21 protein-coding genes are annotated in these 19,985 nt (G+C 37.2%); 14 read left to right on the top strand and 7 right to left on the bottom strand.

All coding sequences use genetic code 11. From position 1 onward, the window contains the following. The 7 genes from KSK37_RS03900 to KSK37_RS03930 form a co-directional block, all read right to left on the bottom strand. Nucleotides 1-792: an HNH endonuclease family protein gene (locus KSK37_RS03900; protein WP_217199593.1), complete on the bottom strand. Its 792-nt coding sequence runs from the start codon at nt 790-792 to the stop codon at nt 1-3. Beyond that, nucleotides 776-2,371 (bottom strand): AAA family ATPase, encoded by a 1,596-nt coding sequence (locus KSK37_RS03905; RefSeq protein WP_217199594.1) that lies wholly within the window; start codon nt 2,369-2,371, stop codon nt 776-778. Before KSK37_RS03905 ends, KSK37_RS03900 begins: the two co-directional genes overlap by 17 nt. Continuing rightward, on the bottom strand, nt 2,368-3,873 hold the full coding sequence (locus KSK37_RS03910) for a restriction endonuclease subunit S (protein WP_217199595.1): 1,506 nt from the start codon (nt 3,871-3,873) through the stop codon (nt 2,368-2,370). Before KSK37_RS03910 ends, KSK37_RS03905 begins: the two co-directional genes overlap by 4 nt. Nucleotides 3,874-3,953: 80 nt before the next feature. Further along, on the bottom strand, nt 3,954-4,157 hold the full coding sequence (locus KSK37_RS03915) for a helix-turn-helix transcriptional regulator (protein ID WP_133576220.1): 204 nt from the start codon (nt 4,155-4,157) through the stop codon (nt 3,954-3,956). Between the two features lie 129 nt (nt 4,158-4,286). After that, on the bottom strand, nt 4,287-4,922 hold the full coding sequence (locus tag KSK37_RS03920; protein ID WP_217199596.1) for a conjugal transfer protein TraD: 636 nt from the start codon (nt 4,920-4,922) through the stop codon (nt 4,287-4,289). A gap of 3 nt (nt 4,923-4,925) precedes the next feature. After that, a complete protein-coding gene (locus tag KSK37_RS03925; RefSeq protein ID WP_217199598.1) occupies nt 4,926-5,366 on the bottom strand; it encodes a DUF3408 domain-containing protein in 441 nt (146 codons plus the stop codon). A 4-nt stretch (nt 5,367-5,370) separates the two neighbouring features. After that, nucleotides 5,371-6,138: a ParA family protein gene (locus tag KSK37_RS03930; RefSeq protein WP_217199600.1), complete on the bottom strand. Its 768-nt coding sequence runs from the start codon at nt 6,136-6,138 to the stop codon at nt 5,371-5,373. 711 nt (nt 6,139-6,849) lie between these two features. Between KSK37_RS03930 and mobA the strand changes: the two genes are divergently transcribed. The 14 genes from mobA to KSK37_RS03995 all read left to right on the top strand — a co-directional run bounded on the left by mobA (nt 6,850) and on the right by KSK37_RS03995 (nt 19,979). Then, entirely contained in the window at nt 6,850-7,281 is a 432-nt protein-coding gene (mobA, locus tag KSK37_RS03935; protein WP_002978470.1) for a conjugal transfer protein MobA, read from the top strand. A gap of 8 nt (nt 7,282-7,289) precedes the next feature. Continuing rightward, nucleotides 7,290-8,570 carry a conjugal transfer protein MobB gene (mobB, locus tag KSK37_RS03940; RefSeq protein ID WP_002978468.1) on the top strand — a complete coding sequence of 427 codons (1,281 nt, stop codon included), beginning with the start codon at nt 7,290-7,292 and terminating at the stop codon, nt 8,568-8,570. Nucleotides 8,571-8,698: 128 nt separating this feature from the next. Next, on the top strand, nt 8,699-9,073 hold the full coding sequence (locus KSK37_RS03945) for an ArsR/SmtB family transcription factor (protein WP_002978466.1): 375 nt from the start codon (nt 8,699-8,701) through the stop codon (nt 9,071-9,073). Next, complete coding sequence (gene merTP, locus KSK37_RS03950; RefSeq protein ID WP_002978464.1) at nt 9,070-9,663, top strand: mercuric transport protein MerTP; 594 nt, start codon at nt 9,070-9,072, stop codon at nt 9,661-9,663. Before KSK37_RS03945 ends, merTP begins: the two co-directional genes overlap by 4 nt. A gap of 6 nt (nt 9,664-9,669) precedes the next feature. After that, nucleotides 9,670-9,876, top strand: coding sequence for a GDCCVxC domain-containing (seleno)protein (locus KSK37_RS14025; protein WP_002996045.1), 207 nt, complete (start codon nt 9,670-9,672; stop codon nt 9,874-9,876). A 197-nt stretch (nt 9,877-10,073) separates the two neighbouring features. Next, the gene (gene mobC / locus KSK37_RS03955) at nt 10,074-12,074 is read left to right on the top strand and encodes a conjugal transfer protein MobC (RefSeq protein WP_002978460.1); all 2,001 of its coding nucleotides are present in this window, start codon (nt 10,074-10,076) and stop codon (nt 12,072-12,074) included. A gap of 199 nt (nt 12,075-12,273) precedes the next feature. Next, nucleotides 12,274-12,906, top strand: a complete 633-nt coding sequence (locus KSK37_RS03960; protein ID WP_002978457.1) for a TetR/AcrR family transcriptional regulator — start codon at nt 12,274-12,276, stop codon at nt 12,904-12,906. 51 nt (nt 12,907-12,957) lie between these two features. Further along, nucleotides 12,958-14,241, top strand: coding sequence for a TolC family protein (locus tag KSK37_RS03965; protein ID WP_002978454.1), 1,284 nt, complete (start codon nt 12,958-12,960; stop codon nt 14,239-14,241). A 22-nt stretch (nt 14,242-14,263) separates the two neighbouring features. Next, nucleotides 14,264-15,166, top strand: a complete 903-nt coding sequence (locus tag KSK37_RS03970) for an HlyD family secretion protein (protein WP_002978452.1) — start codon at nt 14,264-14,266, stop codon at nt 15,164-15,166. A 2-nt stretch (nt 15,167-15,168) separates the two neighbouring features. Continuing rightward, nucleotides 15,169-16,083: an ABC transporter ATP-binding protein gene (locus tag KSK37_RS03975; protein ID WP_002978450.1), complete on the top strand. Its 915-nt coding sequence runs from the start codon at nt 15,169-15,171 to the stop codon at nt 16,081-16,083. Nucleotide 16,084: 1 nt separating this feature from the next. Beyond that, nucleotides 16,085-16,831, top strand: coding sequence for an ABC transporter ATP-binding protein (locus KSK37_RS03980; protein WP_002978447.1), 747 nt, complete (start codon nt 16,085-16,087; stop codon nt 16,829-16,831). A 2-nt stretch (nt 16,832-16,833) separates the two neighbouring features. Beyond that, complete coding sequence (locus KSK37_RS03985) at nt 16,834-17,940, top strand: ABC transporter permease (RefSeq protein ID WP_002978445.1); 1,107 nt, start codon at nt 16,834-16,836, stop codon at nt 17,938-17,940. Beyond that, the gene (locus tag KSK37_RS03990) at nt 17,937-19,058 is read left to right on the top strand and encodes an ABC transporter permease (RefSeq protein ID WP_002978443.1); all 1,122 of its coding nucleotides are present in this window, start codon (nt 17,937-17,939) and stop codon (nt 19,056-19,058) included. Before KSK37_RS03985 ends, KSK37_RS03990 begins: the two co-directional genes overlap by 4 nt. 99 nt (nt 19,059-19,157) lie before the next feature. Beyond that, the gene (locus KSK37_RS03995; RefSeq protein ID WP_002978441.1) at nt 19,158-19,979 is read left to right on the top strand and encodes an RteC domain-containing protein; all 822 of its coding nucleotides are present in this window, start codon (nt 19,158-19,160) and stop codon (nt 19,977-19,979) included. Nucleotides 19,980-19,985: the final 6 nt, after the last annotated feature.

Here is a 19,985-nt window from a genome sequence, read left to right on the forward strand (position 1 = left end):
TTATGCTGCAATTTTAGATGCCCATGGTAAACCAGTACTCACTAAACATGCTTTAACAGTTGCAGAAAATTCTGCACTAGGTTTTACTAAATCTTTTATTTGTTTTAATTTCTCCTTTATTTGCCCTCTTCTAAAAACGCTTGGATTTGCATCATTTAAGTCCATTAAATTTTGAGTTTCAGAAACTAGTGTCGAAATCTCAACCCAAACATCCTGTCTAGCTTCTTTTAATTTTTTGAAATTTAAGTTTAGCCCTTTTATCGTATAATCTGCCCTTTCAAAATCCCAACCGGTCGTTTTAATAGGAGTAACTTCGCCTTTAGGATTAAACGTTATCTTTAAAACATCCTCTTCTTCGCAAGGATCTAAGAAATATACTAACTCGTCTTCAATTGGTGTATTAGGATCGTTAGATTTATTATTCCTTACGGCAAACTTGTCTCGCTTCCTAACATTCCCAGCACCACCACAAACCCTATAATTTGTCCATGTAAATGCTAACCACCAATAACCTCCCTTATCTTTTTTGTCAATACCCAATGCGATTTTTTTTGGTCTGAAATGATCAACGTGTAAATGATTATATTTATCTTTTGCTTCAGAATACCAGCACTTTTCATTTGATATGGATAATAAAAAATCTTTTAACTCCCCCCATATAACCTGATTATCATCTATAATCTGATTTCTAGTAGGTGCATCCGGAGCATTAATAAGTTGCTGCGTTAGTGCATCCGTTTTATTTATCCATTCAATATCTGGTTCAAATCCGGATCTATCTATATGAATCATTTTCTTCCTCTTTTGATAGTTCTTCAAGTATTTCCATAGCTAAGGCATTTTGCTTGTCTAATTCTGCTTTTGTATAACTATTTTTTCCTTGATCTTTTATGCGATTTTTATAGGCTACAATAAACTTTTGGTATAAAGGATCTCTAAATGTATTTCCAAAACCTAGGTCTTCTAATTCTATAAAAAGCACTCTAAGTTCTTCTAATTCTTGTTCAGAAAGTAGATTGTCTTGCTGCTTTACTAATAAGTCATTCCTCCTGTCTAGCTTGTCTTGAGTAAAATCATCTATGGTAGTTGGTAATCCAAAAAATTCACTTGTTAATATCCCTTCAACACCTAATCCTCTTGGATCTACCTCTGGTTCTTCTACGATGATTTTTCCATCAGCTGTTGTCCTGAACAATCGAACTTCTTCTTTAGTAAGATTCCCAATTACTAAAGGATCGTGGGTATTGAGTATTATTTGAGTACTTGCGGGACGATCAACTACTTTATCTATAAACTCTAAATATCTCCATTTCCAAATAGGATTGAGATGAGTGTCAGGTTCGTCGAGTAGAATCAATGAATCCTCATCTTTCGTGAATCGTAACAACCCTAATACGGTTAGTAATTGTTGCTCTCCCTCACTCAATTCCTTAAATGTAATACTACCATCAACATTTTTCTTCTTTACTTTAATCCTAACTTCTGCAATAAGTTTTGAAATATATGTACTTTCTAGAGCTTTGAATAAAGCTGTGTTATTTGTATAAGTTTTAGCTAACTCTTGAAGTTTGTCTTTCCCTTTTAAATATAAATAAAGCCTTTTTTGATCTTCTGTTTCTGCAAAATCAGTTCTTATTTTCTCATCATTATATATTGGAGCGAGAGATAATTCCCAAAGCTTTTCTAGGAAAGGTCTAACTAATCCTTTTGCTGTCCAAAAGATATCATCAGGATTGTTTTTAATCCTGCTTTCAGCCCATTTCGGCATCTTAAAAACAAAAAGGATAGACTCAATATCTTCAATGCTTAGTACCTCATTTAAGAACTTCAAACTTTCTTCTTCCTCATGAGTAAAATAAGCTAGTAAAACAAAATATGAATGAACCAATTGTACATAGAAGAGTTTTCTTAAAGAATCAAGTTCGGCATCTTTAAAATCCTCTCCGATTATCTTGTTATAGAAATTGTTTTGGTGATCCCAAAAAAGTTCTTTCAATTTGTTACTTAATCCAGAATAGTAAGTAAATACATACTTAGGTTGATATTTTGCTTTCGCTTCATCTGAGAAGAAAGATTTTAATGTTTGCTTTTCTCCGTTCACGAAAATAGTGTAAGTCTTATTTTTATGAGTTACATCTACCGTGTGATTCTGAATTTTGTAAACAATATTATAATCAAAACTCGGTGTATCTCTCTTTGTATCAGTCCTCAAATCAAGATATTTAAAAATTAGAATTAAAGCCTCAATAAAATTCGATTTACCTGAAGCATTCTGTCCGAGCAAAACAGTTTTCATCTTATTTTCATCAAGATTAATGGTGAACTGTTTTAAGTTCTTATAATCTTCTATATAAACCTGGTCTATTCTCATGATTTATCAACTAATTTTAAAAATGATTCTTTGCCATTTCTAGATAATTCAATAATATCTCCCGATTCGATATGTTTTTTCAACTCAGCATAAAATTCTTCAATATCTTCTTTTTTATCAGATGATAACCAAAGCTTTTTCGAAGAAATTGGTTCGATGCTTTCTTTTAATATTTCAAGAATTGATTTTGATTCTTCAGGCATAATTTTGACTTTTATTGAATTATTTTTCTTCTCTTTCTCTCTTATTAAATATTCTTCTTTCTCAGATTTAATCAGCTCAAGTAAAATACTTGCTGACTCATTATTAAAATCTTGCTCTAATAATTTACCTGTAAATGCTCTATTCAAAACTGTCTGTTTAAATAAATCTATTTGAGTAAGACCTTTTGTAATTACTTTCTCTGTTTCTTCTAATATTGATAAAACACGTTGCATTTCTTGTACAATAGATAACTGTTTATCAATCGAGGGTATCAAAATTGGTATGCGATTAAGGTTTGACTGATTTAATTTAGGTTGAGCCGTACCTGTAACGTATTCAGTAATATCTAGAGAATTAAAATAAAAATTAAGATATTCAATAAGAATGTTCTCTTTTACTTGAAATATATGAGCATGATTATTTACCCAAAATTGCCCTTCTACAATAAATGACAGATCCTTGACTTTACTTAATAAATTAGCTCCGTCTTCTCCTAATAAAAGATATTTACCATCAAAAATATAATCGTCAATATAATCAATGACTCCTGTAGCACCATAGTATCGATATTGTCCACTTCTTCCTTTTCGAACTGAACTACTTAAAGGAATTCGTTTATTGTCATAACTCACTACGCAATTTTCAAAATTTCTTTCTACAAAACTTTCCGACGGGATTTTGCTTTCTAATAATGATTTAAAAACAGTTCTTTTGTAAATATTTAATTTGCTTAAACTTAAATCTAATTGTTCTTTACTTTTTTCAAGGCTGCTTAGCACTTCTTCCAGCTTTAGAACAATCTTATTTTGCTCATCAATACTACAAAGGGGAAGGGTAATATTAGAAAGTGAATTCGCATTGACGTTAGGTTGTCCGCTTCCAATAGCTTTTGAACTAATTTGTCTCCAGTAATTCGCACTTTGAAAGAAATAATATATATATTTTGAATCTACTTGTTTTGACAGATAAATACGTATTAAATAAGAAGCAAATACAGCTTTAGGTATATTTTTAGGAATTAAAAAACTCTTGCCAACAGTAGCTCCTGTTCTTGCAAAAACAATATCGTTTTCTTTTAGCTCAAATTTTTCAATATTATTTAACTGAATATCACAGAAAGGAACATTTTCCCAGTTAACATTGTTATCTTGTATATCTGTAATCCTTAAAAGTTTTATTCCAGTATTATTTTGAGTAGCACTAGCAGTATATCCGTAGTGTATCCTTAAAGAAATGTCTTCTATTTTTGTCCAGACCCAACCTTTAGGTAAAATATGTTGTTCTTGTTGTTTTTTCATTGTAAATCTTATCCAAAAGATTTGTATCTATTAAATTCGTTTCTATGCATATTACCTCAGAGATTTGTTTGAGATAATAGTTAATTTAGCTTGGTGGAGTTTAATAACTCTTTAATATCCACCTGTAAAAGCAATGCTATTTGGGCTAATGTTTCGACAGATGGCTGGATTTCATTAGTACACCATCGAGAAACTGTACTTTCACTTTTGCCCAATTCTTTTGCCAACCATTTACTGGTTTTTGATTGCTCAACTAATATACTTTTCAGTCGATTGATTTTCATTTCACGCTATTTAATACGCATTCTATGCGAATTTAATGTTATTAATAACATTAACAAAGGATATAGGAGAGATTTATAAAATTAGGTGCTTAGTGTCGTAAGATTGAGAAGATTAAAAAGGGAGTTTGCTCACACAAACTCCCCAATGTCAAAATCACCAAAATCACTTTTCCGCAATGTGGAAGAGCCAGCTTCCGTTTCAGATGAGAGGGTACTATCCAAAAGCTCGGCAATTTTTCTGGAAGCACCCTCAACGGAATTTTCCAGCAGGCTGAATAATTCAGTTCCCTGCAATTTTTGCACTATCGCAACCGCTGTTTCCTTTTGAGATTGTTCCAAATTTTCTTTTTGGAGCAATGCCCCTACGGAGCTTAGTTCGTCATAGGTAACCCCTTGGGCAAGACTGTCATCGCCACCGGATATTCCGTACCTGTTCCATTCTTCTTCCTCTTCCTCCAAATCAGGTATATTACTGAAAATTTCGTCCAGCTCTTCCTGCGGAATTTGAATACCTACGTTTTCATTTTCGTCGTATTCAATGTCTAAATTATCAGGTATTATTTCTTGTTCCTCTATTTGGCTTTCATTGGCAGCGTTTGGCACTAAAAGGCTTCTTGCAGGCTTGGGCTGACCCATAATATCGGGCAGTTTCGGATTAACTTTTTCCTGCACTGGCTTATGCTCCGAACTTTTTTTAATAACAATCTTGTCCTGCATCAGCAGGGCAATGACTATGAGCAGGCATATCACAATTACTGTTTCCATAGCTTATAAAATGGGTTTGTACTTATCATTGAAACTCTTGGTAATCTGCTCGCCAAATTCCTGGAAATGGTAATCCAGCAAATTGTCCAAATAGCCGTATATGGTTATCTTGTCTTCGCCTATAACCTGTACAATACGTGACATCTTTTCGTGAAAATCCGGTCGGATGTAAACAGTTTTCCCGTCACGGGCATTGGTATCAGGTTTTTTGAAAAAGATACTTTCGTAGTCTGCTTCGTTTATCCTTTTGGTTTTGCTCTTTTCTTTAATCGCAGGTTTTTCCTGTGCCAGTTCTTTAGGCTTAATCTCTTCTTTTTCGGGTTCTTGAGCAGGCGGTTCAGGTGGAAGCTGCAAGCCCTCTTTTTTTACGCCATCTACCATCAGGTTCATCATAAGTTCCTCATTAATATCAGGCGTGACTTTCTTTTTATTATCTTTCTCCATACGGCTATAATTGAATTATTTTTAAAAATTCGTCTATGAACAGGTCTAACTGACTGGCTTTCATCAAACGTTCATCGGGAGGCATTACGGTAGAACGGAAAACGGTTTTGCTGTCCGTTTCGCTTTCTTTGCGGAAGCGGGTGCTATTCTTGATTTGGCTTTGCATCAGGCTTAACCCTAATTGCGCAATAAGCTGGTTATACACGCCATATAAGGGTGTGCTTTCCCTGCCATCAACCTGGTTCCAAAACAGGTTAATGTTTTCTATTGATGTTTCCCCTTTCTTCATAATCACGTCTTGTAAAAGCTGTGTGAAAATGAGCGTACTTTCCATTACCACACGGTCTGCCGTAATGGGCGTAAAAATGTGGTGCATTCCTGCCAATGCTTTCAAAATGCCGGGCGTATTCACAGTTCCAGGTAGATCAAAGAAAACCACATCAACCGGAACGGTAGAAGTGTTTACAAATTCGTGAGCCGCTTCCAATACGCTATCCGCTTTGTACTGCATAATGGGATAGGCTTTTTTGTTGATGGTCGTAAATTGTTTATATGCCAGCTTTTTCAAAGCCTCGTTTTCCATTACCATTGCTAAGTCCCTCGTCTTCATTTTTATAAGACTGTGCTGTGGAAAATCCGCATCAAATACGGCGACGTTGTAACCCAATCGATAGTGCATCGTACTTGCAACAAGCGTTGTAAAAGTGCTTTTGCCTACACCGCCTTTTTGAGATGAAAAGGCGATAAATACTGTTTTGTGTTTTGAATTCATATTACTGCTGTTTTTAATTATTTATATATCCATTTACCTATGTCTGTATATCCGCAGTTACCTATCTGTGTACTGCTCTATATAGGTTTGTCGCTCTGTAGGTACTTTGATAGTTAGGCAGGTAATGATGCACCAAGCTATGTACTTGAATACATGCTTATAGCTGTATGCAGACAAGTATGTTAGTACCAACAGACCTGTTTATTTATGTACCTGAATATGTCAGTACCTAACTACACAATCACGTATCTCAATAGGTACTTTTTTACATAGCTGATTGAGTACTTATGTTGTTACCTGCATACTTATCTATGCCCCTATATCTATCTGTTTGTAGGCACAAAGAAATGTAGATATATAGGTGCATCTATTAACGTGGCAGTGTTTGGCGTTCAAAGGCAGCGTTTGTCCGGGTATTGCATTGCAATACTCTTACGGGCAGGGCTTTACTTTGTAAAATGATTTTTATTAACGGATTTATGCAAAAGACTATTGACAGATCAGAGGGTAACAGGAACGGCATCAAGCCATTTTTCCCTGTTACATTTAATCCGTCCCGCAGGGCGGATTTTTGTGTTCATCAGAACACGGCAAGTTGTGTTTTGAGCATCTCGGAATGATTTCCGATGCTCAAAACAACTTGCCCTTTGCAGGGGGCAGAAAACACCTTCCGAAGTCAGGGTTTTGTATGGATTTTAAAATGGATTAGTGATGAACGATAACAACAAAAAGCAATTGAAAAAGACCGGACGCCGCCCCAAAGAAGACCCGGCGACAATACGGTACACCATTTCCTTTAACGAGCAGGAACACGCCCGTTTTCTTGCCCTGTTTGATAAATCAGGTATGCAGGTAAAGGCGCACTTTATAACGTCCTGCATCTTTAACAAGACCATAAAGACCATTCAGATTGACAAGGGAACGGTTGATTTTTATATGCGGCTGACCTCTTTTCATAGCCAGTTCCGTTCCATAGGTGTAAACTATAACCAAATTGTAAAGCTGCTGTACAAGAATTTTTCCGAGAAAAAAGCCGCAGCGTTTCTGTACAAACTGGAAAAGCAGACGGCTGAAATGGCAATGCTATGTCAGAAAATCATCCAAATAAGCGAGGAATTTGAAGCCAAACACCTGAAAAAATAGCGGTAGAAATGATAGCAAAAATCGGAAGAAGCGCAAATTTATACGGAGCATTGGCGTACAATCAGCTTAAAGTAGAGAATGAAAACGGGCAGATTTTATTTGCCAATAAGATGATTGAAACCGCAAGCGGTCATTATTCCGTGGCACAATTAGCCCAGTCTTTTGCCCCTTACCTGATAGCGAACCGCAATACCGAGAAACATACGTTGCATATTTCGCTTAATCCTGACCCGAACGACAAGGTAAGCGATGATAAGTTTAGGGAAATGGCAGAACAGTATATGCGGGAAATGGGTTACGGCGAACAGCCTTTTGTGGTATTCAAACACACGGATATTGACCGCAGCCATATACACATTGTATCGGTTTGCGTGGACGAGCAGGGCAAAAAGATTTCGGACAAATTCGAGAAAATGCGGTCTATGAATGTGTGCCGTGAACTGGAAAGACAACACGGCTTGATACCCGCAACCGATAAAGAACACAAGCAGAACGACAAGATTTTCCGTCCGGTAGATTATCGGGCAGGCGATGTGAAAAGCCAAATCGCTTCGGTTGTCCGCCACCTACCGAATTATTATAAGTTTCAGACTTTGGGCGAATACAATGCCTTGCTTTCCCTGTTTAATGTTACCACCGAAAAAGTGGAGGGCGAATTGCAGGGAAAAATGCGGCAAGGCTTATTATATATTCCTTTAAACGAGAAAGGCGAAAGAGCCGGGCATCCGTTCAAGGCTTCGTTGTTTGGTAAAAATGCAGGGCTTCCGGCTTTGGAACTGCATTTTGCAAAATGCAAAGAGGATTTAAAAGACCACCCAAGTAAGCAGACCCTAAAAGCTGCAATTTCTATTGCTCTGAAATCCACAAATGATGAGCAGGCTTTTAAAAAGCAGTTGAGTGAACAGGGCATTAATGTAGTGGTCCGCCGGAACGATACAGGTCGTATTTATGGTATCACTTTCATAGACCACAATTCAAAGGCGGTTTGGAACGGTTCACGCTTAGCAAAGGAACTTTCTGCCAATACCTTTAATGATTATTGGAACAATAATATCAAACCGGAGATTAAAGAACCTGTCGTACAACTTCCAAAAACATCCACATCAAATGATGCAGATCTTCCTGCGGAAGAACCTCATCATTTGTTCGACTTCCTGAATACTACTGAAAAACACGAAGACGGTTTGATTGAGGCATTTGGCGGTTTGTTACCCGAAGCACAGGGCGATGATTACGAGGAACAGGATTTTGCTAACAAAATGAAGAAGAAAAAAAAAAGAAGACTGTAAGAGGTCAGATTTTGGAATTAAAAATCTGTTTTTAAAAAGATTTATTGAGCTGTCACTTTATAATTCTGAAAGAATTTGAGTTGTATTTAAGTAATTGCTTAAATAAACAAATTGACTATCTTTGTGCTATGGACAATAATTCTTGCATACGACAACAAGCAGACATTAAACAAATAAACCGCTGTAAAGACCGAGTTTCAGAACTCAACGGTTCTTTTGACTATTTATCGAACGGACTTGAATTAGCGGGAAACAATGTAAGACTGAAAATACTCTTTCTACTTTATGAAGAAAAACGACTTTGTGTTTGTGATATAAGTGATATTCTTGGTATGACAATTTCAGCGGTTTCACAACACTTGCGGAAACTCAAAGACAGAAAACTTATTGAAACCGAACGAGAAGCTCAAACTATTTTTCACTCACTGACTAAAGAGTATGAAAAAATGCTGAAACCATTTTTCAAAATACTTGACGAAAACAAAATATTAGAAACAATATGAAAACTGACAAAAAATTAATTGGTGCAGGACTTTTGACTACAATTGCAGCTTCTCTTTGTTGCATCACACCAGTATTGGCTCTTATTGCAGGAACAAGCGGTCTTGCTTCCACTTTTTCTTGGCTTGAACCTTTTCGACCCTATTTTATCGGGTTGACAATTTTGGTTCTTGGTTTTGCTTGGTATCAAAAGTTGAAACCCAAAAAGCAGATAGATTGCAATTGTGAGACAGAAGAAAAACCAAAATTCATTCAGTCAAAAATGTTTTTAGGAATTGTAACAGCATTTGCAATCGTAATGCTTGCCTTTCCATACTACTCAAGCATTTTCTACCCAAAGACAGAAAAGCAAATTATAGCGGTGGACAAATCCAATATTCAAAAAGTAGAATTTACGATTAGCGGAATGACTTGTGCAAGTTGTGGCGAACACGTAAATCACGAAGTAAATAAATTGACAGGAATAATAAGTTCAAACGCCTCATACGAAAAAGGAAACGCAATCGTGGAATTTGACAACTCAAAAACGAATATTTCTGAGGTCGAAAAAGCAATTAACTCAACAGGATATTCTGTAACCGACAAAAAATAAAACCAAATGGAAATCATATTGCAATCAACAATTACTTGCCCCAACTGCGGACACAAGAAAGAAGAAACAATGCCGACAGACGCTTGCCAATATTTCTACGAATGTGAAAAATGCAAACAAGTTCTTAAACCAAAACAAGGAGACTGTTGTGTTTATTGTAGTTACGGAAGTGTTCCTTGTCCACCAATTCAGCAGGACAAAAAATGTTGCTGACGGACAGAAAACAGAAGAGCAACTAAAAGTATTTTTTATTTGGATGCTTCATAAATGTTACGATACAAAAGGATCATAGAAGCTACAACTCTTATCACTTCGCCAAACACTGCCACGCACCGCCATTGACTGCCACATTCTTATAGCCGCTGTGTAGAGCCTTTAAATTCACGCCCGAACATTAAAACTAAAAAAGAATGCAGGGAGAAGACGATTTAAGAGGTTTAGCCAAAATAATGGCTTTTATGCGGGCAGTCAGTATTCTTTTGGTGCTGATGCACCTTTATTGGTTCTGCTACGGGTTCTTTTTAGAACGTGGTTGGACGTTGGAAATAATCAACAAGATATTAGGCAATTTCGACCGGACGGCGGGCTTGTTTTCACATACCCTTTATACCAAGGCGTTCGCTTTGGTTTTGCTTGCTTTGAGTTGTTTGGGAACGAAAGGCGTAAAGAATGAGAAGATAACCTGGGCTAAAATCTACGTGGCTTTGGGCGTTGGTTTTGTGCTGTTCTTTCTGAACACGCCGTTGTTAAAGCTATCTCCGGTAATAGGCACATTTCTGTATATCCTTACTATCTCGTTAGGTTATATTGCTTTGCTGATGGCGGGCGTATGGATGAGCCGCTTGCTTCGTACCAACTTAATGGACGATGTTTTCAACAACGAGAACGAGAGCTTTCAACAGGAAACAAAGCTGATGGAAAATGAATATTCCGTTAACCTGCCCACCAAATTTTACTACAAAGGCAAATGGAACAACGGTTGGATAAACATTGTAAATCCTTTCAGGGCATCAATCGTGTTGGGTACTCCGGGTTCCGGTAAATCTTATGCCATCGTAAACAACTACATCAAGCAGCAGATTGAGAAAGGCTTTAGTATGTATATATATGATTTTAAATTTGACGACCTTTCCACCATTGCCTACAATCATTTATTGAAGCATCGGGATAAGTACAAAGTTCAACCAAAATTCTATGTGATAAATTTCGATGACCCACGCAAGAGCCATAGGTGCAATCCACTCAATCCCGATTTTATGACAGACATTTCCGACGCTTACGAAGCGGCTTACACCATAATGCTGAACCTCAACCGTAGCTGGATACAGAAGCAAGGGGATTTTTTCGTGGAAAGCCCAATTATCCTATTGGCTGCCATTATTTGGTATCTGAAAATCTATGAGGATGGTAAGTATTGTACATTCCCGCACGCCATTGAATTGCTGAATAAAAAGTATTCGGACGTATTTACCATTCTGACCTCATATTCCGATTTGGAAAACTATCTTTCTCCGTTTATGGATGCCTGGCAAGGTGGCGCACAAGACCAATTGCAGGGACAGATTGCATCGGCAAAAATCCCTTTGTCAAGAATGATTAGCCCGCAGTTGTATTGGGTTATGACTGGCGATGACTTTACGCTCGACATCAATAACCCAAAAGAGCCTAAAATTTTGTGCGTGGGTAATAATCCCGACCGCCAAAATATCTACTCCGCAGCATTGGGTTTGTACAATTCCCGTATTGTTAAGCTCATCAACAAAAAAGGGCAATTAAAGAGTTCAGTAATCATAGATGAGCTGCCCACAATTTATTTTAGGGGACTGGATAATCTTATCGCAACAGCGAGAAGTAATAAGGTGGCTGTATGTTTGGGCTTTCAAGACTTTTCGCAATTAACGAGGGATTACGGCGACAAAGAAAGTAAGGTAATACAGAATACCGTCGGCAATATATTCAGTGGTCAGGTGGTTGGAGAAACGGCAAAAAGCCTTTCGGAACGCTTCGGAAAAGTATTGCAGAAACGCCAGAGTATGACCATTAACCGCAACGATAAATCTACCTCAATTTCCACACAATTAGACAGCCTTATTCCGGCTTCCAAAATTTCAACTTTGACACAGGGTATGTTCGTAGGTTCTGTATCGGATAACTTTGATGAGCGCATCGAGCAAAAGATTTTCCACGCTGAAATCGTGGTGGATAATGACAAGGTAGCAGCAGAAACCAAAGCCTATAAGCAAATACCGCAAATCCTTTCTTTCGTAAACGAGCAGGGCGAGGATAAAATGAAACAGCAGATTGAAAGCAACTACCGTCAGATAAAACAAGACATTGTACAGATTATCGAAATGGAATTGGAGCGTATCAAAAATGACCCGGATTTGCAACATTTGGTGCAGCAAGAATAAGAGCGTTTTAGGATATATCCATCAAAAACAGGGCTGTACTTTTTACAGCCCTGTTTTTTTGTACAGCACTATTACTAACCTTCTCGTTATCAAGTTTCAAGAATAATTTCGAAAACTAAATTTAATCAAATGATTAAAATATTTGGATAAATCAAGAATAAGTTTTTACATTTGTCACTGAAAAGAATTTTAATGTAAAATGGCTAAAAGTAAAGAAGTAAAGAAGTTAGACACTTCTACTGAAGAAAAGATAAAGAACGCTGCTCGTATCGTATTCCATAAAAAAGGGTTTGCGGCAACACGTACAAGGGACATTGCAGAGGAAGCAGACATTAACCTTGCTTTGCTCAATTATTATTTCCGCAGTAAAGAAAAGTTGTTTGATATTATAATGCTTGAAACCGTAACGGGTTTTATGCACACTATGGCAACGATATTGAATGACGAGAAAACCTCTTTAGAAAAGAAAGTAGAATTGGTTGCTTCCCATTATATAGACTTTATTACCCAAGAGCCGAATATCCCCATTTTTATGTTGAACGAAATCCGTAACAATTCGGGCGGTCTGTTAGAAAAATTACCAATCAAACAAATAGTAATGAGTTCTGCATTTGTCAAACAACATCAGGAAGCTGTTGCAAAAGGAAAAATTACCGAACCAAACCCATTGCATTTTTTGATGAATTTATTGAGCTTGGTTGTTTTTCCTTTTATCGGACAACCATTGTTACAGGGAATAAGCGGGTTGGATGAAACACAGTTTAACAAGCTGATGCAGGAGCGTAAAAGATTGATACCTGTTTGGATAAAAGCGATGATGAAAGCGAAATAAATTTTTTTGTCCATAAGTTAATCAAATGATTGAAACTAAAAATTAAATAAAATGATTAAAGTAATTCATAAACAAAAATCAAAATGGCTGATAGGCTTATTGCTGATGTGCAGCCATTGGGCAATGGCACAACAAAACAATTCATTGACCCTTGACCACTGCCTTGAAATGGCAAAACAGAATTATCCTTTGATAAAGCAGTACACGCTGATAGAAAAGACAAAGGAATATTCTATTGCCAACGCTCAAAAAGGGGTTTTACCTCAATTCAATATAGCAGGACAGGCAACCTATCAATCGGCTGTTACCCAAGTCCCGATTTCATTGCCCAATGTGGATATTCCTACAATGAGCAAAGACCAATACAGGTTATATGGCGAGGTATCGCAGTCCATTACCGACCTGTTTACCGTTAAAGACCAAAAGGAATATATCAATGCCAATTCGGAAATAGAAACACAAAAAACAGAAGTGGAACTATACAAGCTAAGGGAACGCATCAACAACCTTTATTTCGGAATATTATTGATTGATGCCCAAATCCAGCAGACCGAACTACTTAAAAAGGATATTAAAAGCGGCATCGAAAAAACCAATGTAGCCATTGCCAACGGCGTAGCATTGAAAAGCACAGCCGACAACCTGAAAGCCGAGTTGCTGAAAGCAGACCAGCGCACCATTGAACTGAAAGCCACACGCAAAGGCTATGCCGATATGCTGGCTTTGTTCATCGGCAAGTCGATTGATGAAAATACCGTTCTTGAAAAACCACATAGGCAAATGCTTACACCCACAATCAACCGCCCCGAACTGAAACTTTACGACTTACAGAAAAAATCCTTTGACGTACAGGAAAAGCTGATTACCGCTAAAAACCTGCCTCGTTTGAGTGCATTTTTTCAAGGCGGTTTTGGCAGACCTGGTTTGAATATGCTGGATAATGATTTTCAAGGTTACTATATCGGTGGTTTACGGTTGAGTTGGAACATTACAGGTTTCTATACTTATAAGAACGAAAAGAAAATGCTTGCTAACAATCAAAGTTTGATAGACATACAACGAGAAACTTTTTTGTTCAATACCAACCTCACATTGAAACAGCAAAACGCTGATATAACCAAAATGCAGGATTTGATTGAAACCGATAAGAGCATTGTTATACTTCGTGAAAGCGTAAAGAACACCACACAAAATCAACTTACTTATGGTACGGCAACCACAAACGATTACCTCATTGCGGTAAATGCCGAAGACCAGGCGAAGCAAAGTTTGATTTTACACGAAATACAGCTTTTAATGACAGAGTACAACGCTCAAACAACAGCAGGAAATTAGTAACAATAAAAAAAGTAGAACAATGTATAAAATAAAAACAATCGCATTGATAGCAAGCATCGCAACAGTGCTTACTGCTTGCAACAATAACAAAGTTTCATTTGATGCTTCGGGAAGTTTTGAGGCAGAAGAAACCATTATTTCATCGGAAGCCACAGGCACAATCAAGCAGTTCAGCATCGAAGAGGGGCAAACATTGGAAGCAGGACAAACCATTGGCTACATAGACAGCTTGCAGTTGTATCTGAAGAAAAAGCAGTTGGAAGCACAGGTTACAGCCATTTTGGGGAAAAAGCCCAATATACCTGTTCAGCTATCTGCCTTGCAGGAACAGCTTAGAACGGCTGAAAGAGAAAGGACAAGAGTTGCTAATTTGGTAAAAGGCGATGCAGCCACACCCAAACAGTTAGATGACATCAACGCACAGATTGAAGTATTGAAAAAACAAATCGAAGCACAAAAATCAACGTTGAGCATTTCAAGCGAGGGCTTAGGCAAAGACGTTGTGCCATTGCAGGTGCAGATTGAGCAACTGAACGACCAGCTTGCAAAATGCTATATCATAAATCCCGCAAGTGGAACGGTACTTTCCAAATATGCCGAAGCCAACGAAATGACGTCAGCGGGAAAACCGCTTTACAAAATCGCCAATTTATCCAACATTATTTTGAGGGTTTACATCACAGGCGACCAACTACCACAGGCAAAATTGAACCAAACAGTAAAAGTGCTTACCGATGACGGCAAAGGCGGTTACAAAGAAACCGCAGGTACAATCATTTGGATAAACGACAAAGCGGAGTTTACACCCAAAACCATTCAGACCAAAGACGAAAGGGCAAATATGGTATATGCCGTGAAGATAAAAGTTAAAAATGACGGTTTATACAAAGTAGGTATGTATGGCGAAATAAAATTCCAATAGCAATGGCAGACGTTGTATTAAATAACATTGTAAAGACCTACAATAAAGGCGAAGTAAAGGCAGTAAACGATGTTTCTTTTGAGGTAAACAAGGGCGAATTGTTTGGCTTGATTGGAGCAGACGGAGCAGGAAAAACAAGCATTTTCCGCATACTTACTACGCTATTGCTTCCCGATAGCGGTACGGCTTCCGTAAATGGTTTTGACGTAGTAAAAGACTATAAAGCCATTCGCAAAAATGTAGGTTATATGCCCGGCAAATTTTCATTGTATCAAGATTTATCAGTAGAGGAAAACCTCAACTTTTTTGCAACCGTATTCAATACCACCGTTGCGGAAAATTACGATTTGGTAAAGGATATTTATGTACAGTTAGAGCCGTTTAAAAATCGAAGAGCAGGAAAATTGTCTGGTGGTATGAAGCAGAAACTGGCTTTGTGTTGTGCTTTAATTCATCGCCCAACAGTATTGTTTTTAGACGAGCCGACCACAGGCGTAGATGTAGTTTCAAGAAAAGAATTTTGGGAAATGCTGAAAGGCTTAAAACAGCAGGGCATTACCATTTTGGTTTCAACCCCTTATATGGACGAAGCCACGCTTTGCGAACGCATCGCATTGATACAAAACGGCAGCATAATGTCTATTGATACGCCCGATACTATCATCAAACAGTTTCCCGACAAGTTGTTTGCAGTAAAGGCAAACGATATGGGTAAACTCTTGAATGCTTTGCGAAACAACACACAGATAAAAAGTTGTTTTTCATTTGGCGACTTTCATCACATCACGTTTCAAAATGATAATGAGCGTTCACAAAATGAACTGATACAAACCTTGCAGGAAGCCGATTTTCAAGACATTGAACTCAAACACATCACACCAAGCATTGAAGATTGCTTTATAAATCTGATGAACTGATATGACAAACGAAGTAGTAATAAAAACAGAGAAATTAACCAAGCGTTTTGGCGATTTCATCGCTACAAACGAAGTTACGTTTGAAGTGTACGAAGGGGAAATTTTCGGTTTCTTAGGTGCAAACGGTGCAGGAAAAACAACCGCAATGAAAATGCTTTGCGGGCTTTCCAAACCCTCATCGGGCAATGCTACCATTGCAGGTTTTGACATTTACAAGCAGACCGAAGAAATTAAAAAGAACATCGGTTATATGAGCCAAAAATTTTCATTGTACGAAGATTTAACGGTAATAGAAAATATTCAATTCTTTGGCGGTATTTATGGTTTATCCGATAAGCAACTAAACGCAAAAAGCAATGAACTGATTGAAACATTGGGATTGCAGAGCGAAGCAAAAAAATTAGTGGCTTCTTTGCCTTTGGGTTGGAAACAGAAATTAGCGTTTTCAGTTGCCGTAATACACGAACCTAAAATTGTGTTTTTAGATGAACCCACAGGAGGCGTTGACCCTGTAACAAGACGGCAGTTTTGGGATTTGATTTATTCGGCAGCCGATAGAGGTATTACCATTTTCGTAACTACCCACTATATGGACGAAGCCGAATACTGCAACCGTATTTCTATGATGGTGGACGGAGTAATAAAAGCATTGGACACACCTGCCAATTTAAAACAACAATATTCAGCCGCTTCAATGGACGATGTATTTTATAAGTTGGCAAGAGGAGCAAAACGAAAATCAGATTAAAGATGAAACAGTTTTTATCATTTGTAAGAAAAGAATTTTATCACGTATTCCGTGATAGCAAAACGCTGTTAATGCTATTCGGCTTGCCTATAGTGCAGATTGTGCTGTTTGGTTTTGCACTCACAAACGAAATCAAAAATTCCAAAATAGTTATTTGCGATTATGCAAAAGATGAAGCCACACAACAAATCATCAACAAGATAGAAGCAAGCAGGAATTTTGAAATTCAGAAAGCATTAATGAGCCACAAACAGATTGAAGAAGCCTTTAAGGAAGGAAACACAAAATTGGCAATTATTTTTCCTACCAATTTCAATAAAGACTTATTGCACTTAAATCAGGCACAAGTTCAGATTATTGCCGATGCTTCCGACCCCAACACTGCCAACACATTAACTAATTACGCAACCAATATCATTATGGATTATCAGCAGGAGTTGATGAAAAACAATGCAATGCCATTCCGTATAGTTCCCGAACTGCGGATGTTGTACAATCCCGAATTGAAAGGAGCAACCAACTTTGTGCCAGGCGTAATGGCATTGGTGCTAATGCTGATTTGTGTGATGATGACTTCCGTTTCCATAGTTCGGGAAAAAGAAACAGGCACAATGGAAGTGCTGTTAGTTTCACCTTTCAATCCCTTTTTGGTTATCATTTCAAAAGCCATTCCGTATTTGTTTTTGTCGTTAATCAATCTTACGATAATTCTTGTATTAAGCATTACGCTTTTGGATATGCCTATAAATGGCAGCGTTTTACTACTATTCGCAACAAGCACCTTGTTGATTATTTGTGCTTTGTCTTTGGGCTTATTGATTTCAAACGTAACACAGTCGCAGCAAGCAGCAATGCTTATTTCAATGATGGGTATGTTAGTACCTACAATGTTATTTACAGGCTTTATGTTCCCTATCGAAAATATGCCTGTTCCGTTGCAGGTCATTTGTAACCTCATTCCTTCAAAATGGTATTACACCATTGTAAAATCAATAATGATAAAAGGGCTTGGATTTAGTGCTATATGGAAAGAAATATTGGTGCTTTTCGGAATGACTTGTTTTTTATTGGTAGTGAGCTTCAAAAAATTTAAAACCCGATTGGTATGAGAACGCTAAAATTTTTATTGCAAAAAGAGTTCAAACAAATCTTTCGTAATAAAGCGTTGTTACCGTTGATTTTTGTTGTGCCGATAGTTCAGTTGCTCATACTTCCGTTGGCAGCCGATTACGAAGTAAAGAACATCAACATTTCAATCGTTGACCACGACCATTCTACTTATTCGCAACAACTGATTTCAAAAATTACCGCTTCGGGATATTTCCAATTGGCAGATTACGGAAACTCATTTCAAAGTGCATTTAATCAGATTGAAAAAGATAAATCCGATTTGATTTTGGAAATACCGCAGGGATTTGAAAAGAACTTAGTTCGTGAAAATGAGCAAAAATTATTTATTGCTGTTAATGCAATCAATGGTGTAAAAGCAGGTTTGGGCGGTGCTTATCTCGCACAGATTATTTCGGCATACAATAATGATATTCGCTTGCAATGGGTACAACCCGATAAGTATAATACTGCACCTGTTATTACCGTTGCTTCATCAAATTGGTTCAATCCATTTATGAACTATCGTTTTTTTATGGTTCCGGGCATTTTGGTTGTGTTGGTAACAATGGTAGGGGCTTATATGTGTGCATTGAACATTGTAAAAGAAAAAGAAGTCGGCACTATTGAACAAATCAACGTTACACCGATTAAGAAATATCAGTTTGTATTAGGCAAGCTCATTCCGTTTTGGGCAATCGGAATGTTAATTTTTAGTATCGGCTTGTTCATTGTAGCACGTTTTGTTTACGGCATTGTTCCTGTCGGAAGTTTGCTTTTGTTGTATGGTTATTTGTCAATTTATCTGATTGCTTTATTGGGTTTGGGATTACTCATTTCCACATTTGCCGAAACACAACAGCAGGCAATGTCGGTAGCCTTTTTCTTCATTATGATTTTTATGCTGATGAGTGGCTTGTTCACTCCGCTTGACGGAATGCCTCAATGGGCTTACATCATAGCAAAGAGTATTCCTGTAACTTATTTTATTGAGGTAGTACGAATGATAATTTTGAAAGGAAGCGGTTTTTCCGACATCAAATATCATTTTATTATTATGATTGGATTTGCTGTTTTATTGAACGGCTTGGCGATTTGGAATTATAAAAAGACGAGTTAGATGTAATGCTGATTTTCCTATTCAACAAATAGGAAAATGCCTAAATATTATGATTTAGGCATTTTTTTAATAACCGGAACATCATCCAATGTAAATTAAATGGACAAATTCTATAATGAAATATTACATAAATTAGAAACTGCAATTCAGGAACTGGAGATTGAAACCGACTGCCCGATAAAAAGAATAGAAGCGGTTATAGAGCTTATCATTCAAAGCCTTGCCGATTTAAAGGAATTTGTATTGAAGCACGACTTTAAAAATATGGAAGAGGAAATCCATTTTTTCAAGTATCAGAAACCTGTTATTGTTTCAAAGCTCATTTACTACAATTCCATCTATAAAATAGAAACGAGAAGACCGTATGGAAACAAGCGCACCAAGAAATATTTTACCAAAGAACTAAAAAAGCTAAAAAGGTTCTTTGAGAATAACCTTGATTTTTACAAGTATTACCGCAGTAACAATTCTTTCGTTGACGAGAAGTTTTTTGTACGTGGGAAGCACGATATAAGGTTATGGTTGGACACTTTTTATTTCGAGGCAGACCACCGCTTTTCTACTTCGCACGATTATAAGGTTGCCAAGATAATTGCCAATGACCTGATACAAGTTTATTTGGAAGACAGGCTGAATAACATCAATGTGAAAAAGGGTTCGGACAATTCATTGAAATGGACAGCAAGCAAAACAGCACTTACAGAATTGATTTATGCACTGTACTCCCACGGTGTATTTAACAATGGGAATGCAGACATAAAATTGATAGCTAAAACTTTTGAAGATGCCTTCAATATTGAATTAGGCGATTTTTACCACACATTTATGGAACTGAAAGCCCGTAAGATAAACCGGACGAAATTCCTTGACAGCCTGTGTGAAGCACTGATAAAGAAAATGGACGAACAGGACGAAAAGTAAACGACC

The organism is Kaistella soli, from assembly GCF_019038595.1.
Lineage (GTDB): Bacteria > Bacteroidota > Bacteroidia > Flavobacteriales > Weeksellaceae > Kaistella > Kaistella soli.

Coding starts and splice junctions, on each gene's coding strand:
- KSK37_RS03900 (WP_217199593.1), bottom strand. CDS start 792: ATGATTCATATAGATAGATCCGGATTTGAACCAGATATTGAATGGATA.
- KSK37_RS03905 (WP_217199594.1), bottom strand. CDS start 2,371: ATGAGAATAGACCAGGTTTATATAGAAGATTATAAGAACTTAAAACAG.
- KSK37_RS03910 (WP_217199595.1), bottom strand. CDS start 3,873: ATGAAAAAACAACAAGAACAACATATTTTACCTAAAGGTTGGGTCTGG.
- KSK37_RS03915 (WP_133576220.1), bottom strand. CDS start 4,157: ATGAAAATCAATCGACTGAAAAGTATATTAGTTGAGCAATCAAAAACC.
- KSK37_RS03920 (WP_217199596.1), bottom strand. CDS start 4,922: ATGGAAACAGTAATTGTGATATGCCTGCTCATAGTCATTGCCCTGCTG.
- KSK37_RS03925 (WP_217199598.1), bottom strand. CDS start 5,366: ATGGAGAAAGATAATAAAAAGAAAGTCACGCCTGATATTAATGAGGAA.
- KSK37_RS03930 (WP_217199600.1), bottom strand. CDS start 6,138: ATGAATTCAAAACACAAAACAGTATTTATCGCCTTTTCATCTCAAAAA.
- mobA (WP_002978470.1), top strand. CDS start 6,850: ATGAACGATAACAACAAAAAGCAATTGAAAAAGACCGGACGCCGCCCC.
- mobB (WP_002978468.1), top strand. CDS start 7,290: ATGATAGCAAAAATCGGAAGAAGCGCAAATTTATACGGAGCATTGGCG.
- KSK37_RS03945 (WP_002978466.1), top strand. CDS start 8,699: ATGGACAATAATTCTTGCATACGACAACAAGCAGACATTAAACAAATA.
- merTP (WP_002978464.1), top strand. CDS start 9,070: ATGAAAACTGACAAAAAATTAATTGGTGCAGGACTTTTGACTACAATT.
- KSK37_RS14025 (WP_002996045.1), top strand. CDS start 9,670: ATGGAAATCATATTGCAATCAACAATTACTTGCCCCAACTGCGGACAC.
- mobC (WP_002978460.1), top strand. CDS start 10,074: ATGCAGGGAGAAGACGATTTAAGAGGTTTAGCCAAAATAATGGCTTTT.
- KSK37_RS03960 (WP_002978457.1), top strand. CDS start 12,274: ATGGCTAAAAGTAAAGAAGTAAAGAAGTTAGACACTTCTACTGAAGAA.
- KSK37_RS03965 (WP_002978454.1), top strand. CDS start 12,958: ATGATTAAAGTAATTCATAAACAAAAATCAAAATGGCTGATAGGCTTA.
- KSK37_RS03970 (WP_002978452.1), top strand. CDS start 14,264: ATGTATAAAATAAAAACAATCGCATTGATAGCAAGCATCGCAACAGTG.
- KSK37_RS03975 (WP_002978450.1), top strand. CDS start 15,169: ATGGCAGACGTTGTATTAAATAACATTGTAAAGACCTACAATAAAGGC.
- KSK37_RS03980 (WP_002978447.1), top strand. CDS start 16,085: ATGACAAACGAAGTAGTAATAAAAACAGAGAAATTAACCAAGCGTTTT.
- KSK37_RS03985 (WP_002978445.1), top strand. CDS start 16,834: ATGAAACAGTTTTTATCATTTGTAAGAAAAGAATTTTATCACGTATTC.
- KSK37_RS03990 (WP_002978443.1), top strand. CDS start 17,937: ATGAGAACGCTAAAATTTTTATTGCAAAAAGAGTTCAAACAAATCTTT.
- KSK37_RS03995 (WP_002978441.1), top strand. CDS start 19,158: ATGGACAAATTCTATAATGAAATATTACATAAATTAGAAACTGCAATT.